At 51.9% G+C, this 17,432-nt stretch carries 11 protein-coding genes and 1 tRNA gene; 7 read left to right on the forward strand and 5 right to left on the reverse strand.

What is annotated here, in order from left to right; all coding sequences use genetic code 11:
* Positions 1 to 2,530: hypothetical protein (locus QET40_RS10705; protein WP_280127166.1), on the reverse strand; the 2,530-nt coding region annotated here is incomplete at its 3' end.
* 400 nt (positions 2,531 to 2,930) lie between these two features.
* Between QET40_RS10705 and pyrE the strand changes: the two genes are divergently transcribed.
* The 7 genes from pyrE to QET40_RS10740 all read left to right on the forward strand — a co-directional run bounded on the left by pyrE (position 2,931) and on the right by QET40_RS10740 (position 11,629).
* Positions 2,931 to 3,497: an orotate phosphoribosyltransferase gene (gene pyrE, locus QET40_RS10710; RefSeq protein WP_280127167.1), complete on the forward strand. Its 567-nt coding sequence runs from the start codon at positions 2,931 to 2,933 to the stop codon at positions 3,495 to 3,497.
* Positions 3,498 to 3,519: 22 nt separating this feature from the next.
* Positions 3,520 to 3,894 (forward strand): VOC family protein, encoded by a 375-nt coding sequence (locus QET40_RS10715; RefSeq protein WP_280127168.1) that lies wholly within the window; start codon positions 3,520 to 3,522, stop codon positions 3,892 to 3,894.
* 13 nt (positions 3,895 to 3,907) lie between these two features.
* Complete coding sequence (gene nagZ / locus QET40_RS10720; protein ID WP_280127169.1) at positions 3,908 to 4,972, forward strand: beta-N-acetylhexosaminidase; 1,065 nt, start codon at positions 3,908 to 3,910, stop codon at positions 4,970 to 4,972.
* A 115-nt stretch (positions 4,973 to 5,087) separates the two neighbouring features.
* Positions 5,088 to 5,162, forward strand: a tRNA-His gene (locus tag QET40_RS10725).
* 809 nt (positions 5,163 to 5,971) lie between these two features.
* On the forward strand, positions 5,972 to 8,551 hold the full coding sequence (locus tag QET40_RS10730; protein ID WP_280127170.1) for a glycoside hydrolase family 3 N-terminal domain-containing protein: 2,580 nt from the start codon (positions 5,972 to 5,974) through the stop codon (positions 8,549 to 8,551).
* Between the two features lie 136 nt (positions 8,552 to 8,687).
* Positions 8,688 to 10,376 carry a ribose 5-phosphate isomerase B gene (rpiB, locus tag QET40_RS10735; protein ID WP_280127171.1) on the forward strand — a complete coding sequence of 563 codons (1,689 nt, stop codon included), beginning with the start codon at positions 8,688 to 8,690 and terminating at the stop codon, positions 10,374 to 10,376.
* Between the two features lie 182 nt (positions 10,377 to 10,558).
* A complete protein-coding gene (locus QET40_RS10740) occupies positions 10,559 to 11,629 on the forward strand; it encodes a hypothetical protein (RefSeq protein WP_280127172.1) in 1,071 nt (356 codons plus the stop codon).
* An 83-nt stretch (positions 11,630 to 11,712) separates the two neighbouring features.
* On the opposite strand, the gene QET40_RS10745 is transcribed toward QET40_RS10740, so the two are convergent.
* From QET40_RS10745 to QET40_RS10760, 4 genes are all read right to left on the reverse strand, one after another.
* A complete protein-coding gene (locus tag QET40_RS10745; RefSeq protein WP_280127173.1) occupies positions 11,713 to 12,015 on the reverse strand; it encodes a hypothetical protein in 303 nt (100 codons plus the stop codon).
* Positions 12,016 to 12,123: 108 nt separating this feature from the next.
* Positions 12,124 to 14,178 carry a polysaccharide lyase family 8 super-sandwich domain-containing protein gene (locus tag QET40_RS10750; RefSeq protein WP_280127174.1) on the reverse strand — a complete coding sequence of 685 codons (2,055 nt, stop codon included), beginning with the start codon at positions 14,176 to 14,178 and terminating at the stop codon, positions 12,124 to 12,126.
* A 136-nt stretch (positions 14,179 to 14,314) separates the two neighbouring features.
* Positions 14,315 to 15,412: a glycoside hydrolase family 88 protein gene (locus tag QET40_RS10755; RefSeq protein WP_345783078.1), complete on the reverse strand. Its 1,098-nt coding sequence runs from the start codon at positions 15,410 to 15,412 to the stop codon at positions 14,315 to 14,317.
* A gap of 275 nt (positions 15,413 to 15,687) precedes the next feature.
* Positions 15,688 to 17,340: a fumarate hydratase gene (locus tag QET40_RS10760; protein WP_345783079.1), complete on the reverse strand. Its 1,653-nt coding sequence runs from the start codon at positions 17,338 to 17,340 to the stop codon at positions 15,688 to 15,690.
* Between the last annotated feature and the right edge of the window lie 92 nt (positions 17,341 to 17,432).

Consider the following 17,432-nt stretch of genomic DNA (forward strand, 5'->3'; position numbering starts at 1 on the left):
AATCCCCTCCCCCCATGTTGAGAGAGGAGACGAGCAGGAACCCCGCGTTACTCCCGTCCTCAATCGTAAATGTCCCTGTGGTTTCGTTAAAAGACAAAGTTTCTTTAACATTCAGAGTGACTCCGTTCAACGTCAATGTATCATTATTAGGATCATCGGCCAGCGTATCCACAATCAAGCGTTTCATCGTATACGATGTTTCGCCGTTTGATTTGACAGCCAGAGTTTCCCCGCCAATGCGGTTGTAAACAAGAGAATCTCCGGACGGGCTGTCCTGCACCAATGCCGACTGAATGGAAAACACCAAATGTCCGTCTTTATAAGTACAGGAGTAAAGTTCTGTCCCGTACTTGGCCATTATGGAATTGCCAAGCCAGGAGGGAACACTGCCTCCGACGAATGACGCTGTAATATCCAGATTCGTAATTTCGTTAGAATCATTTTTCAGAACCGTTCCATCAAGAAGAAGGGAAAGAGTGGATCCGGTATTGTCCAGGCTGATCGTTCCCAAGCCAAAAGTAGAGGTGGAAGCATCCAGCATCAGGTTGATCTGCGAAGTTCCGGACAAATTAGTCGATGCAAAACTCTTACCGACGATTCCTTCCACTTCCCCTCCATCCAGAAGCGTCAGATTGGAACCAACCGCCGAAACTGTTCCCAACTTCACGATACCTCCGGCATGCAGAGATCCACCGTTACCGATATGCACTTGAGTTGCCAATGAATCGGTCTTAATCACAAGGGCACCGCCATTCACGGTCCAGTCCTTGTCAACGGCTGACAAATCCCCGCTGAAGGTCTGTTTTCCCGCTCCCGTCTTGACAATACTCACGTTTGCTCCGACAGCGCTCGTAAAATCATTGTTTGCAGAAGCAGCTGCGTTGATCGTCAATGTCCGTTGCGTATCATTGGAACGCACCAAATTGTAAGCAGTTTCACTTTTCAGACCACCGATCGTCGTATCATTTAGAACCAGATCCAACACGCTGGAGCCATATGTCCCCGCGCTATTGTTGACACCATAAAGACTGATCGTCGCATACTGGGCAGCCTTGGCACTGTTCAACTGGAGGACTTGGGTTTTCCCTCCGTTACTGGAATTGCACATGCTGCCGACCCGTATTGTTCCCGCAAAATCATTGTCACCATTCAGCACAACGGTCGAGATGGCCGGATTACCATAGTCACGACTCAATGTCAGAACTGAATCCGCCTTCCCGCCAGACAAGGAACCGACAGTAAACGTCACATTGCCTCCCCGGATCAGAATCTCCGAAGAAGCGGCAGCCGGATCAAGCGTAATGGAAGAGACATTGACCTTGCCCGTACCGGGGAATCTAAGAATCCCACCGTCACCGAGTTCTATTTTAACATTGGAGATGTCTTTCCCGGTTCCCTCCTTGTGCAGATCAATGATACCATTGGAAGCTTTCAGCAATTTGAGATCTTTCAGATCATAATCAACGCCCAACGTAATATTCCCGCCCTCGGCAATCAAACGGCCGGCAAACCCATTCAAACCGCCGGCACCATTGATCGTCATGGTACCGCCATTCGAGATGACGTCGCAACCAAGGGAATCCCCGGACAAAGAGGTTGCAATAGAAAATGTTCCACCTGTTTTTGAAACAAGATTACCCTTGAATCCGGACAAATCCAGGTCCGCATTCAATTTGATTGTTCCTCCTCCAACAACAAGATTGCCGGAATAACCGGTCATAATTACCCCTTTTTGGAATTCTATACTCCCTTGCTTACTTACAATACTTCCCTTGAATTGACTAAAATCAGCAGTGTATGTCTTCCCGTCCTCGGAGCGGGTTGTTATATCGAAACGAATCGGCCCAGTTCCATTTTTTTCAAAATCTCCATTCCCGGAAAAAACACTGTAAATATTGATATAATAGGAGCCACCACCTCTATTATTAATCAACGTGCCTGAATCTAAAATGTGGACTCTTCCTCCCCATTGCATCGTATGCTGGCTACTATAGGATGCGCCATCACTCCAGGTACTCCTGCCAAAAATCATGTCATTCCCAATCCATCCGCCACCAGATAAACTACCGGAAGATTGAGGCAAATACATACGTCCCCCGTCAATGATCAAGACACCTGCGTTGGATAGATTATTCGTAAAAACGTTAAACGATCCGGAGGCCAACCATAACGAAGAAGACAAAGCATCCGTTCCCACTTGATAGGCCGCAGTTTCCCTTCCTGTTAGTTTAATATGATTATCTGCTCCGGAAAAAACAATATTTGCCGTTCCTGCATAATCCAAAACAAAATTTGTATCTTCCGTAACGATTCCCGCCTGTCCGGCAGCTGTTATCGTTTGAGAAGCATAGTCGATATTTAGATATTGCTCATACCATTCCGCCGCATAGGCCGGAGACATCATGGAGGAAACGATCAGCACACAAGCGCCTGTGGCAAATGTACCGGTAGCAACGGTGGTGCACACGGATACGGAAGATATGCATGCGACAACAGCCGCACGCAACAACGAGGGTAATCGAAGTTTCATAGAATGAAAAAGAGAAAGAATTGACGCTCTGAACATATCGTATTCAAAATCCGTCATAAATGATTCATAATGTTCTAATTATAAATATTTTATAATTATTTTGAAATCAATTTTTTGTGAAAAAATACCATCACGGATATCTTTTTCCAGAAAGGGTAAATTTCTTCTTGATAGCGGATTTTGAAATCGCTACTCCACCTCAAGAACAGAATGAAAGAAAACAAAAAATAATCACCATAAATCATTGATAATTAAAGGATATAAATATTCCCAACAAGAGGAATGCCTTTGTAATATTTATTGTACAAATGTTCAAAAAATCACGATCTTCCGCATTGCTTTGAACAACAGTTATGCTATAAACTATGTATATTCAGTTTTTCAACTCCAGTAGACGATCATGCAATCCCCTCAGGAACATCTCAAATCCATTCTCCTCCAGAAATCTGTACGTACCGGCACTTTTACTCTCGCATCCGGCAAAGTCTCCGATCTGTACGTAGACTGCCGAGTGACGGCGCTTGATCCCGTGGGGGCAACATTGATCGGCAGTATCGGCTGGGACTTGGTCGAAGGAGAAATTCTCCGTCAGTTCCCCGAGATTTGTGCCATTGGCGGCATGACAATGGGAGCCGACCCTATTTCCTTGGCGATCGGAATGACCGGAGCCCTACGAAAAGCCGACAAAATGCTTCAGGTGTTCACCGTCCGCAAGGAAGCCAAAGACCATGGGCGCGGACGCCGCATCGAAGGTAACTTCAATAGCGGCGACACTGTCCTCGTCGTAGACGACGTCATCACGACAGGCGGATCCACGCTGAAAGCAATTGACGCTATTGAGGCAGAAGGCGGCAAGGTAGCGGCAGCGCTCGTGCTGGTCGACCGCGAAGAAGGCGGACGCCAGGCAATCGAAGCTCGCGGCATTCCCGTTTTCCCCCTGTTCTCGCGATCGAGCCTCCTGGGATAACTCTCTCACTCCTTTTCCCGTTATGATGAAATTCCTCCATACCCGCATTCGAGTAGCCGACATGGAAGCCACGATTGCATTCTACACGAAGCTCGGCTTCGAGCTGGCAAGGCAATCCGTCTCCCCCCAGGGCAACAAGCTTGCCTATTTGAACGTCCCCGGCGCCGAACATCAATTGGAACTCTGCTGGAGTCCCGAATACGAAGTCAAGGTTCCGGAGGATTTGATGCATACGTGCATCGGAGTCGATGATATCGTCTCCTACTGTGCAGAGCTAGAAACACAAGGCATCGACATCTGGCCCGGCGATTGGAAGGAATCTTTCACCCAGGGAGGGCTGAAGATGGCATTCGTCACCGATCCCGACGGCTATGAGGTGGAAATTCTGGAAAACTAATCCCGTTCCCCCTATGCTCCCCGTTCTCATGGGGATAGGCGGACTCCGCCTTACCCCCGGAGAAGAAGACTTGATCCGCCGGTGCCAGCCGGCGGGATTTGTTTTGTTCTCCCGCAATATCGCCAACGCCCGGCAAACCAGGGAACTGACCGATTCCCTCCGGGCTCTGTGCCGCCATGTCCCGGTCATCGCCGTCGACCAGGAAGGGGGTCGTGTCGTCCGAACAACTGCACTTGGACTGGAACTTCCGGCCGCTAGCCAAATCCGCCGATCAGGCAATATCCCCGCCCTCGTCAAAATGGCAGAAAATATCGCCATCTCGCTGCGCCTGCTCGGATTCAACATGGATCTTGCACCTGTGCTGGATATCTGCCACGATGAAACCGTTCGCAACGCATTGCCCAGCCGGTGCTGGGGCATAACTCCGGACGAAGTCGTCTCCATGGGAGGCATGTTCAACCGCAACCTGCGCCACTACGGAATAACCACCTGTGCCAAGCACTTCCCCGGCATGGGACTTGCCCAAAGCGATCCGCACGCCGATCTGCCCACAATCGACGCATCGCGAGAAGAATTGCTGCAATCCTCTCTCATTCCCTTCATGGCGCTGGAGCCGGAACTGCCCGCTATCATGTCCGCCCACATTCTCGTTCCTCACCTGGATGCCAACCTGCCCGCCACTCTGTCACATACAATCATGACAGGCCTGCTCCGCTTCCAGCTCGGTTACAAGGGCGTCATCATGACGGACGACCTCTGCATGGGTGCTATCACCAACAACTACGGAGTCCCGCAGGCCGCGGACATGGCACTGGAGGCCGGTTGCGACCTCGTACTGATCTGTCATCATGCCGAGGAACATCTCAATGAATGGCATCCCCGCCCTTCCCCGCAAAACGGCACGGACAGAGATGAATCGCTTCTTCGTCTGGAACGCTTTTCACGCGACCTCGTCCCCCCTCTCCGGTGGGATGACCGACTATGGGAACAATGTCTCCATTCGGCACAAAATCTTGTCGAAGAAATGCAGCCATTCTCTTCTCCGGCCTCCCCTTCTTCACCGGTTCAGCACATGTAGTTTGCCCCGGAATCCCGGTTTTGACATCATTATCGAAAATTTTTCCGTTCATCCAAAAATTCTCTTGTACAATCGCGGCGTACCGTGTAGATTGCGTCCGCATTTCTACCAAATGGTACAGGTAGTTCAATGGTAGAGCCCCAGATTGTGGTTCTGGTTGTTGCGGGTTCGAGTCCCGTCCTGTACCCCATCTTTTCATCAAAGCCATTCCCTTCCGAGAGAATGGCTTTGATCTTTTACAAGTCCCCCCATTCCCGTGGCAGGCATGTCATGCATACTTAAAAAGCAGCGCTGCAACTTCGCGAAAAGCTGCAGCGCCACATTCACCTGCAATTAATTTAACTCACTTGGAATTATGTTATGCACCTTAAATCCGTCACGGGTTCACCCCCGTCAGCATGGCCTCCGACCCGTACAAAACGGAAAACATGCCGTTGTGAATGATTGTTATGGCTATTCACAAAAAGGGATGAAATGAGGAAATCCTATCGTTTCTACATGCCGGCATCCGCTTGGCGCGATGCGGCATCCGTTCTCTTCGCCGCCTGAGGCGAACAAGAAGAAGAACACAAACCACATGCACCTCCACAACATCCGCGGCAGCACGACGAGGCAGGACACGACGCGTCAACATTTCCGCGATTCATGAGAAATGTTTCCGACAACAATTTCTTGAATCGCGACCGAATGCCTGGCGAAGTTCTCCGTCCTTGGGGTTGAGGATTTTTCATCTCGAAAGAAAGTTAGATAAAACTAACATTGATTGCAAGACTATTTTTATAAAAGTCGAAAATCAGGTAATTTTTCATGTCCTCTCCGAGGGAGGGAATCCGTTCTCCTCCCCCAGGGAAAGAGTCTTTCCAAGTCCGAAATGAACAGACCAAGAGAAGGAGGAGAAGATGAAATATGTGTTTGACGCCTACGAATGGAATGAGCATAGTATGCGGTATTGTATAATTGACGATTATTCAGGACAAATAGCCCTCCTGCCTTTCTCTTATGACTTTCTCCACCCTCACTCGTTGTTCCTGTTTTTGCGTGATCGCGACAGGAATTGGTTCTTCTGTTCTCCAAGCAGCGGACAGCCTTCTCCACAAGCCCTCCTATGACGAATGCATGGAACAAAACGTCCCCGTCATCACGCGGCACGACATCTACCGGGAAGGATGGATCGATCTCAACAAAAACGGGAAAAAGGACATCTACGAAGACCCCGGGCAACCGACGGAAAAACGCGTTGCCGACCTCGTCTCACAAATGACCCTTGACGAAAAAACCGCGCAACTGGCCACGCTCTACGGCTACAAGCGCGTCCTCCCCGATGCCCTTCCCATGCAATCCTGGACAACACGGCTTTGGAAAGACGGCATCGGCAATATCGACGAACATCTCAACGGCCTACGGAACAACGAATGGGTTTTCCCCGCCTCCAAACATGCATGGGCTATCAATGAAATCCAGCGTTTCTTCATTGAAGATACCCGTCTTGGCATTCCCGCCGACTTCACCAATGAAGCGGTCGGAGGCCTCAACTATCTGAAGTCTACCAACTTCCCCTATCCTCTGGCCCTTGGCTGTACCTGGGACCGGGATCTCGTCCGTCAAGTAGGAGAAGTCATGGGCAAGGAAGCAGCGGCAATCGGCTACACAAACATCTACGCACCTCTCCTCGACGTCATCCGTGATCCGCGCTGGGGGCGCTGCCCCGAAGACTTCGGCGAAAGCCCCTACCTTGTTTCCGAACTGGGCATAGGCATGGTACGCGGCATCCGCAAGGCGGGAGTAGCCTCCACGCTCAAGCATTTTGCCATCCACTCCAACAACAAGGGAGCCCGCGAAGGAGAAGCCCGGCTTGACCCGCAATGCAGCCCCTCAGAAGCGGAAGCCATCCACCTGTGGCCCTTTGCGCGCGTCATCCGCGAAGCACAGCCGGAAGGCATCATGAGTTCGTACAACGACTATTCCGGTGACGTTGTCCAGTCGAGCCGCCATTTCCTGCATGACATCCTTCGGGAACGCATGGGATTCAACGGCTACATTGTCAGCGACAGCAACGCCGTGGAATGGCAGCACACGACGCGGCGCACGGCCAGGGACCAGAAAGATGCCGTTCGGCAATCCATCCTAGCCGGATTGAACGTCCGAACCAACTTCACCATGCCGGACAAGTATGTCCTGCCCCTGCGGGAGCTCGTCCGGGAAGGAGCCGTCCCGATGGAGGTCATCGACCAACGGGTTGCCGATGTCTTGAAAGTCAAATTCAATCTGGGACTCTTCGACCAGCCCTATAAAGATATCAGCCAAGCCGACCGGGCCGTGCGTTCTCCCGAAAACCTGGAACTGGCCAGAAAAGCCGCCAGGGAATCCATCGTCCTGCTCAAGAACGACAACAACACCCTGCCTCTCGACATCAACGCACTCAAGACCATCGCTGTCTGCGGGCCAAACGCCGACACCCCCGCCCTGGCTGTCAACCGCTACGGGACCATCGATTCCAAGGGAGTCGTCACCTTGCGGAAAACCATTGAGGAAAAAGCAGCGGCCCACAATGTCAAAGTCCTTTATACCAAAGGCTGCAATCACCGCGACGAACGCTGGCCGGAAACGGAAATCATGAGGGAAGCTCCCACGGACAAAGAACAGAAAATGATCGATGAAGCCGTCGAACAAGCTCGCCAGGCAGACGTCGCCATCATCGCCGTAGGAGATTTGATCGCCTCAACCGTCGGAGAAGGAGCTTCCCGCACCGGACTCGACCTCCCGGGTAGACAGGACGACCTGATCCGCGCCGTAGCCGCCACCGGCAAACCGGTCGTCATCATCCACAACAGCGGACGAGCCAACAGCATCAACTGGGCCAACAAGCTCTCCCCGGCAATCATCCAGGCATTCTTCCCCGGAGCCTATGGCGACACTGCCATAGCCGAAGTCATCTTTGGAGACATCAACCCCGGAGGCAAGCTCACCACCACCTTCCCTAAATCAGTCGGCCAGCTTCCCTTCAATTTTCCCAGCATCTCGGCGTCCCAACTCGAACTGAAGGGAGCCTCCGTTTCCGGTACGTTGTGGAAATTCGGTCACGGTCTCAGTTACACTACATTCCAATTCAGCAATATGAAGATGGATTGGAACGGCAGGAGCGAAGGGAAAGCCCCATCCGTCACGGATACCATCACCGTCTCCTGCACCGTGACCAACACAGGCCAACGAGCCGGAGACGAAGTCGTCCAACTCTACACACATCGCCTGCTTTCCCCCGTCGTTACCTACGACCAAAACCTCCGGGGTTTTGAACGCATCCATCTGGCTCCCGGAGAAGGCCGTACCGTGACATTCAAACTCACGCCGGAACTCCTGGCCCTCGTCGACGCCAACCAGCAATGGATCAACCCTCCCGGCCCTGTTGAAATACAACTGGGCAATGCTTCGGCCTTCATCCCTAATTCCAAGAATAAAAAACAAAACAGGGCTGACCGCACAGGTATCGATATTCCTACCGGTTCATCCACAGCCGACCAGGAACCGACCGGACAACCTACCTGCGGCATCCAACTCAGGCAGACGCTGGTGCTGGAATAATGACCGGGGCAACCACTCCTCATTTCACCACCACAAGTCCAACCGGAACCGCTCCTCGGGAAATTCAAACGCAGAAGGAGCTTGCTTGTTAAGCCGAAACTGACAGAATACGGGTGCGATATTATCACTTGTAACCATGGACGCAAAATACAGAATAGCCATCGGCTCCGACCACGCCGGAGTAGACTTGAAGGAAACTGTCATCGAATTCCTCCGCGGCTGGGGTCATGAAGTCACGGACAAAGGCACATACACCAAGGCCTCCTGCGATTACGCCGATTATGCCAATGCCGTTGCAAGTTCCGTCGCAGACGGTTCCAGTGACAAAGGCATTCTGATCTGCCGCACCGGTATCGGAATGAACATTGCGGCCAACCGCTGGATCGGCGTCCGCGCCGCTACCTGCCGCACAGCTCCGGCCGCCGCGCTATCCCGTCAGCACAACAACTCCAACATCCTCTGCATGGGATCCGCCTACGTTGATTCCGAAGCCGTGGAAGATGTTCTGGAAGCCTGGCTTGCCGCAGAATTTGAAGGAGGACGCCACGAACGCCGCGTCATCAAATCTTCTGGCAGTCCGCTGCTGATGAGCGATCCCGTCCTGGCTGCCCTGATCCAGGAAGAAGGCCAGCGCCAACGCAACAACATCGAATTGATCGCTTCCGAAAATTTCGCTTCACGGGCCGTCCGCGAAGCCCAGGGATCCCTCCTGACCAACAAATATGCTGAAGGCTATCCCGGCCGCCGCTGGTACGGAGGATGTGAATTTGTCGACATGGTCGAACAACTCGCCATCGACCGGGTCCTGCAAATCTTCGGCGGAGACCACGCCAATGTCCAACCTCACTCGGGTTCCCAGGCCAACATGGCCGTCTACTTTTCCGTTCTCAAACCGGGCGATACCATCCTGACGATGGATCTCGCCCATGGCGGCCACCTGACCCACGGTCACAAGGCCAACTTCTCCGGCAAGCTTTACAATGTCGTCCACTACGGTGTTTCCCAAGAAACCGAAACCATCGACTACGATGCTCTGGAAAAGGTTGCCATGGAACTCAAGCCTAACATGATCACGGCCGGAGCCAGTGCCTACTCCCGCATCATCGACTTTGAACGCATGGGACAAATCGCCAAGTCCTGCGGAGCCTACCTCTTCGTGGACATGGCTCACATCGCCGGCCTCGTTGCCGCAGGAGAGCACCCGAATCCCGTCCCCTACGCCGATTTCGTCACATCCACGACTCACAAGTCCCTGCGCGGTCCACGCGGCGGCTTCATCATCTGCCGCGAAGAATTCGCCAAGAAAATCGATTCCACCGTATTCCCCGGCGTCCAGGGGGGACCTCTCATGCACGTCATCGCCGCCAAGGCAGCCTGTTTCGGAGAGGCCTTGAAGCCCGAATTCAAGACTTATGCCAAGCAGATCGTCGCCAATGCCAGCGCGATGTCCAACAAGCTAAAGGAACTCGGCTTCCGCATTGTGGCCAATGGCACCGACAACCATGTTTTCATGGTAGATCTGCGGTCCAAGGGAATGAATGGAGCCGATGCCCAAATCACCCTTGACCGGGTCGGCATCACCGTCAACAAGAACGCTATCCCCTATGACACCGGTTCCCCGGCAAAACCCTCCGGCATCCGCATCGGCACACCCGCCGTCACAACGCGCGGCATGCTGGAAAAAGATGTGGAAAAAGTGGCTGAATTCATTTCTCGTGCCCTGGCCCTTCACGCCGCCGAACAGGTTCATCCCGATCCGGCCGCCTTCGAAGCTCTCCGTGAGGAAGTTTACGAATTCAACCGTGCATTCCCCCTGCCCCTCTAACGGGTAAATAGAGCGGACTCAAATCCGTCAAACACACTATTAAAACGGAGCCATTCCCTCGTAAGGAAAGGCTCCGTTGCCTTTTGTTTTCAAAGGTTAGAAAATATAAACAACAATTTATTTTTTACTTGCAACCAATACGCACTACCGGTGTTTTAATAAATAACCCCTTCCTCTACAAAATGAACACCCCATATCATTCCAGATCATTTCCCCGGCTATGCTGGATCATTGCAGCCGCATCTATCGGGATCTCCATCGCTCCCGCGCAGGAAAAACTGACGGACGCCCAACGCCAGGAAGCTGCAACATGGCTTGAACAAGCGAAAAACAGCTTCAACACTCTCAGCTCCTCCCGTTTGAAAAAAGCGGAAGCAGCCATCACTGCAGCAACCGCCAGCGAAAATGCCGCTATGGATCTCTACTTGAAAGCCATGAAGGATTCTTTCACAAATACGGAGAGCATGACTTCACGTATTCTGGGTGCCTCTCGCGGAGGAGGCGGACGTTTCTTCATGATGGGAGGCAGAGGCGGAGCAGGCAACAACAGAGCCCAATCGCCAGCCAGTGCCTTCAATGACTGGAAAAAGCAAATGACCGGATCCAACACCAAGCCCGGTTTCAAAAAAGCCCTGCAGATCCAGTTGAAATGGATGCTCGTCTGTCTGAAAAAGGCTGCTGCCGAAAGGCAGGAAACGGAATTGGATGTCTCGTCCAGCGCACAGTCCCTTCTGAATGAAATCGGCTCCAACTCCAAGGACATAGCCGATCAGATCTTCTCCGTCGGCGGCGCTTCCAACGCCATCCGCCAATACCTCGACATATCGGACTTCCGGTCCAGGGAAATCCCGGACAACATCGGCGATATCGGCGGTATCTATGAGCGTGTGATCCTGAAGCCATACATCGACAAAGGCGATTTTGAAAATTACAGGACACAATACCAGCGCCGTATCTTCCTGGAATCCGCCCTGGTCGCAGCTTCCGGAGACGACAAAAAGACATCCGAAGCTTCCGCTGCCAAGTTACGCCTCAAGCGCCAGTGGGAAATGGAAAAAGCCTGCTTCAACCTCGGCGACGAAGTTCGTGCCTTGAATAACATGAAGAAGGCCATCAGCGCGCTACAGGACCCCAATGACAAAAACCAGGCTCTGCGCGATCTGGAGGCACTCCTCTCCCCCAAGACATCCAATTCGGATTCCCCGTCGTCTGCCACTGCCGGACGCAATCCCAGAAGAGGCAATCGTTCCTAATCCCGTCAATCAAACTACCTGATTTCAACAATACCGGCGGCAAGCAATTTGCCCGCCGGTATTTTCATGTCCTCTACAGGCGTCTAATTCTCGCATCCACCATCGGCATCATCATCATCCTCTACGCCGGTCGCCTTACCGACAACCCACATTTTCCAGAATCCATACATCGCCAACATAATAAATGACGCGATAGCAACCATCTCGCCAAAATGCTTTTCAATAAAACATGTCGCACCAATCAGCGCGAACACTCCAAGAGCCATGATGGAATAGAAAACCTTTTTACAAAACTGGCAAGACCGTTTCCGAGCCGCATACTCGACTATTTCGCAAGCAAGACCGAACAGCATGAATGGCAAAATAAGGTATAAGATAATGTCCATATCTTACTTATTCCTGACATATGTTCTCTCCAAAATCAAGAAAATGAGTTACTTCCTCCTAATCTTGTCATTTTGGGAACATCTGTACGGTCACCATAGTTCCCTGTTTCAGGATTCCAGAGGCACACGCATTTCCCGTCCATCCAGAATCAACAGGCATGTTCCGTTCTTACCGGTCGCATCACCTTGCGGAAGAGCCGCCGTCATTCCCCCTCGGGCATCCACGCACACCAAACAAGGAATCTGCGACGCAAGAATCTTACCATTTGGAAGCTTGCACTCAGCTGGCTTAAAAAAGGCAATACGCACTTCTCCATCACGGGCAACAGCGTGGACGGACTCCGTATTGCAAACAATCTTCACTCCATTCCAAAGGGCATCCGGAGAATTCTTTCCAGTCAATCCTCCTCCTGGAAGCACCTGGTAGGCATACCCGGCACCGGACGGTTGCGTACCGTGATCGACGGCCAACAAGAAAACCATCTTAGAGACAGGATCACCCTGACTCACAGAACGGATATCCTTCCACGATCCTCGCCGTTCCGCCTTTTCGATCACCAATTGAGTATCGGAAGGAAACAAATAGAGACATCCGCCATGGGAAACTCCCTTCGTGACGCTCCCATTCAACCGGGCAATCCGTCCGTTTTTTTCATTAAGAAGATTTTGTTCTACACTCGTCAGAATCGGATTATCCGTTTTGCCGGCATGGGAACCGGGCTCCACGGAGATGCCGCTTCCCAGGCATACGACACGATCCGGGTAAAAAAACCACGATTTGTTGGCTTTCAATCCAAAACGTTCCAGCGTCATCGCTGCGGTACCGGCATTCATCACGGCAGCAAAGTCACTTCCCCCTCTCTTGCCGCTCCAAGTTTTAAAACCAGGAAGGAAACCGCGACGAGCAGTCGTACCTGGAATGCAGGTCCAGTCCCACACCGGAAAAATCCCTTCATATTCCCCTCCAGTTCCATATGTCAGCATACATCCATCGGAAAGATAGGCCCCTTTCAAGTTATCGCCATTGCATTCTTCGCCTACCAGGGTTCTTTTGGAAGACATGCGAACGCTCGCCATAAAGCCGGGAGCCCGATGGACAATGTAATCGGAGAAAGGAAATGCACGGGTTCCCAACAGAGATTCTTCCTTTAATGGCGCCGCCCCCCTCTTAACGGACAAGCTGCGGGTTAAAGCGTCTATCTCCTGTTTCCGGGAAGAGCCAGCCGCAGACAACATCCGGCAAACATGGACAAGATCCGGTCCCTGAACGCGGTCATTGTAAGAAATCTGACGTCCCCATACGCTGTAATCCAGAAGCTCGCCCCAGCACATCCAGCGAGTTCCATCAAGAAGGAAATTTTGCACGATAACTTCCTTTTCCGGCCTGGCACAGGACAACCCGGATGTCACAGCCACCAGTTTACCGGCTGAATGAAGATAATGCCGTCCATAATTCCCCTGATACAACTGGCTTCCATGTTGATGAAAAGACATATCCGGCTGAATTCCCTCGTCTCCCTTGGCAGCAATGCGAATCGTTTCATGCAATGCATGAAGAGCCTTCTCCACACGTTCCTCGTCGCGTTCTACCAATCCTGCCAGAAAAGAATTCCAGCTTTTCCACAACCTGTTCTGTCCTGTCATGGAAGGATGGATTTTCTTGACGATTTCCCGGAATGCGGCCAGTCGCCCGGGCGTCATGTCCTGTTGATCCAGTAGGAGAGAGATATTACCCAGCATCATGGGCACATACACATCGTTATTCCACCAGTTGGGGTTGACGGGCCTTTTCTGAAGCCACCAGTCGAACGACTTCAAGCATGTCTCCCTGACCTTGTATTTTTTCAGGACATGTTCCGGAAAAACATGCAGGGCAATAGCCAGCGTACGGCAATTGTCCAGATGCTGTAAGGCATCCCAGGCGGAGCGATCCTTCTTCTGATAATCAATCCCTTCGAAAGATCCGTCAGGACGCATGTTTTTACGGATCGCAGCCAGATCCTTCTCGGAAACAGCCGGGGCTTCATCCACTCCAAAACAATTCTCCACATGATGCCTGAGAACTCGAGCATGCAGAGTGGGAGCCGCCTCCAGCTTCACAATACGGTCGCGGAACTCCCGCCAAGAACCCTCGTCCATCCCCAAACCCTGGCAAATTCCCACGACCATCGAAAGGCAAAATAAACCATTTAATTTCGATTTCAAGTTCATATATCCACTCAATAATTAATACTCATTCAACAGGCCAATGAAGAAGGGGAAGGATCCCTCCTTCCCCTTCCTATCCACTCTGTTTCTATTATTTGGACAACTTGTAAACTTCCGCCGCTGTCAGCAAAAAGGCACCGACTCCGTATACTTCCGTATTCTGTTTGTCCACATGCTTGGGATCCGCCCCGACGGGTTGTACCCAATAAAGCTTGCCATCCGGTCCAACTGAATTGACAAGGGCTTTCCAACCCTTTTCCACGGCAGGCAAGAACTGGTCTCGGGGAAGAATTCCCTGTTCGACACCATACGCCATGCCATAGGTAATAAACCCGGTCGCACTCGTCTCCGGGGAAGGGTAACTTTCCGGATCAAGCAGGCTTGCCCTCCAGAAACCGTCCTTGCACTGCAACTTGAGAAGGCGGGAACAAAGCGTCACAAATAACTTTTCATAGAAAGGCCGGTAGGTTTTATCGTCTTGAGGAAGCTCCTTGAGCATCTCCGCCAAACCGCCTACGACCCATCCGTTGCCGCGTCCCCAGAAAATCTTTTTGCCATTGGCTTCCTTTTTGCCAAAATAGGTACTGTCCCGGAAGAAAAGATTTTCTTCCTTGTCGAACAATTTATCATACGTCGCCTTATATTCCTTATCGGCAAAATCCATGAACTTCCTGTCTCCGGTCAAGGCATACATGCGGGCATAAACCGGAGGAGCCATGAAAAGGGCATCGCACCATGACCAGCGTTCCAAAGAAGAAGGTTTGCCGTAATTCAAGTCCATGCTTCCTTGGGAAGGGTGGTTGACTACCCACTCCGTGCGGGCCTGTGTCGGCCACAGCATGGTTTCCTTTTTATGCTTGCGATACATGTCCAAGTAAGTCTGGCAGACAGCCACGTCATCGGCATGGTACATGCGCGGAGCCGGTCTCCATTTGAAACTGTTGAACTTCTTCATCAGCCAATCGTCGATTTTCTTGTCTCCCGTCAGGTCGGCCCAGTCCATCATGCCGAGGTACAGGGCACCGTTCAGCCAGCTTTCAGGGAAAGAAGAAGACTTCATCTTCGAAAAGTTCTCCATTTGCCATTCGGCAACACTATTGCCGACTTTAAGGACATCGGCCTTGTTGAACGCAGAAGAAAAAGTCTGGGAAGACTCCTCGGAGAGAACGACATTCTCCTCCTCTGCCATGGAAGAAACTCCGGCAAGGACAAGACATCCGATAGAGGCAAGAGAAAGTACGGAAATGCGCAATGTATGTGTCATATTCGTTTGATTGAGGATTGAGAAGAAACAAAGGGATCCCATTCAGGTCTCCGACACGGAAATACGTAACAATTCCTATCAATCTATCGGGAATTTTACTTTTTTAACATTTTCCTAATCATCACACACAAGCGCAAAAAGGGGATGCAGCCAAAACCGCATCCCCTCTGGAGAATCAATTATGCCTGAGAAAGCAAGGATCAATGGCCGCAACCACCGCAGGCCCAAGGCCAGTTGGCGCGGATCTGGTCAAAGAAATCATTGCCCTTGTCATCCACAAGAATAAAGGCGGGGAAGTCTTCCACTTCAATCTTCCAAATGGCTTCCATGCCCAATTCAGGGTACTCAAGAAGTTCTACCTTCTTGATACTATCCTTGGCAAGGATGGCAGCAGGACCGCCGATGGAGCCGAGATAGAAACCGCCATGCTTCTTGCATGCATCCGTCACTGCCTGGGAACGGTTACCCTTGGCAATCATGATCAAGGAGCCGCCGTTTTCCTGAAAAAGATCCACGTAGGAATCCATGCGCCCGGCCGTCGTCGGGCCGAAGGAACCGGAAGCGTAGTTTTCGGGAGTCTTGGCAGGACCAGCGTAATATACGGGATGATCCTTGATGTAATCCGGCAAGCCTTCTCCAGCATCAATGCGTTCCTTGAGCTTGGCATGGGCAATGTCACGAGCTACTACGATCGTACCGTTGAGGCTGAGGCGGGTCGTTACGGGGTACTGGGAAAGTTCCGCAAGGACATCCTTCATCGGACGATTGAGGTCGATCTTGACGGCATCGGCAGAAACCGTACGGAGTCTCTCCGGAATAAAACGGCCGGGGTTGCGTTCCAGTTCTTCCAGGAAAATGCCTTCAGGAGTAATCTTCGCTTTGGCATTGCGGTCGGCGGAGCAGGAGACGGCCAGCCCAACCGGACAGGAAGCGCCGTGGCGGGGCAGACGGATAACGCGCACGTCCAAGGCGTACCACTTGCCTCCGAACTGGGCTCCGAGACCGAGTTTCTTGGCTTCTTCATGCAGTTCGGTTTCCAGTTCCACATCGCGGAAGGCACGGCCGAATTCGTTGCCGGAAGTCGGCAATTCATCGTAATAGCGGGTAGAGGCCAGTTTGGCGGTCTTGAGACAAAGCTCGGCAGATGTTCCGCCGACGACGAAAGCCACGTGGTAGGGAGGACAAGCGGCAGTACCAAGCGTACTCATTTTTTCCACGAGGAATTTCTTGAGGGTAGCAGGATTGAGCAGAGCCTTCGTTTCCTGATAAAGATAGGTCTTGTTGGCAGAGCCGCCTCCTTTGGCAACGAAGAGGAAACTGTACTTCATGCCTTCCGTGGCAAACACGTCGATCTGAGCAGGAAGATTGGTCCCGGTATTCTTCTCCTTATACATGTCCAAAGCAACCGTCTGGGAATAGCGGAGATTGTTCTGGGTATACGCATCGTACACGCCATGGGAAAGATATTCCGTATCGTCACACCCCGTCCAGACCTGCTGGCCCTTCTTGCCGACGATATTGGCCGTGCCCGTATCCTGGCAGAACGGCAGAACGCCCGCACTGGATACTTCCGCATTGCGAAGCAGAGTAAGAGCAACACTTTTGTCATTGGCGCTCGCTTCCGGGTCGTCAAGGATCGCCGCCACTTTTTCCAAATGGGAGGCGCGCAGGAAAAAAGCAATATCGTGAAAAGCCTCAGCCGCCAACAGGCGCAGCCCTTCGGGCTCTACCTTCAGGATAGGTTTTCCTTCAAATTCGCTCACGCTGACATAGTCGCTGGTAACAAGACGGTATTTCGTTTCGTCCTTCGCCAGCGGGAACATTTCCTGGTAATGAAATTCGGGGGTTGCCATAACTGAGGTCAACATACGCCTGAACTTCTTCCGTTTCGAGGAAAAAAACGAAGATATGATTCCCTGCCATTCATAGGGTCAATCTGCCGGAA

Source organism: Akkermansia sp. N21169, assembly GCF_029854675.1.
Lineage (GTDB): Bacteria > Verrucomicrobiota > Verrucomicrobiia > Verrucomicrobiales > Akkermansiaceae > Akkermansia.

What these genes read in the sequence shown, in the direction of transcription:
- pyrE (WP_280127167.1), top strand. Translation starts at nt 2,931, where the DNA reads ATGCAATCCCCTCAGGAACATCTCAAATCCATTCTCCTCCAGAAATCT.
- QET40_RS10715 (WP_280127168.1), top strand. Translation starts at nt 3,520, where the DNA reads ATGATGAAATTCCTCCATACCCGCATTCGAGTAGCCGACATGGAAGCC.
- nagZ (WP_280127169.1), top strand. Translation starts at nt 3,908, where the DNA reads ATGCTCCCCGTTCTCATGGGGATAGGCGGACTCCGCCTTACCCCCGGA.
- QET40_RS10730 (WP_280127170.1), top strand. Translation starts at nt 5,972, where the DNA reads ATGACTTTCTCCACCCTCACTCGTTGTTCCTGTTTTTGCGTGATCGCG.
- rpiB (WP_280127171.1), top strand. Translation starts at nt 8,688, where the DNA reads ATGGACGCAAAATACAGAATAGCCATCGGCTCCGACCACGCCGGAGTA.
- QET40_RS10740 (WP_280127172.1), top strand. Translation starts at nt 10,559, where the DNA reads ATGAACACCCCATATCATTCCAGATCATTTCCCCGGCTATGCTGGATC.
- QET40_RS10745 (WP_280127173.1), bottom strand. Translation starts at nt 12,015, where the DNA reads ATGGACATTATCTTATACCTTATTTTGCCATTCATGCTGTTCGGTCTT.
- QET40_RS10755 (WP_345783078.1), bottom strand. Translation starts at nt 15,412, where the DNA reads ATGGCAGAGGAGGAGAATGTCGTTCTCTCCGAGGAGTCTTCCCAGACT.
- QET40_RS10760 (WP_345783079.1), bottom strand. Translation starts at nt 17,340, where the DNA reads ATGGCAACCCCCGAATTTCATTACCAGGAAATGTTCCCGCTGGCGAAG.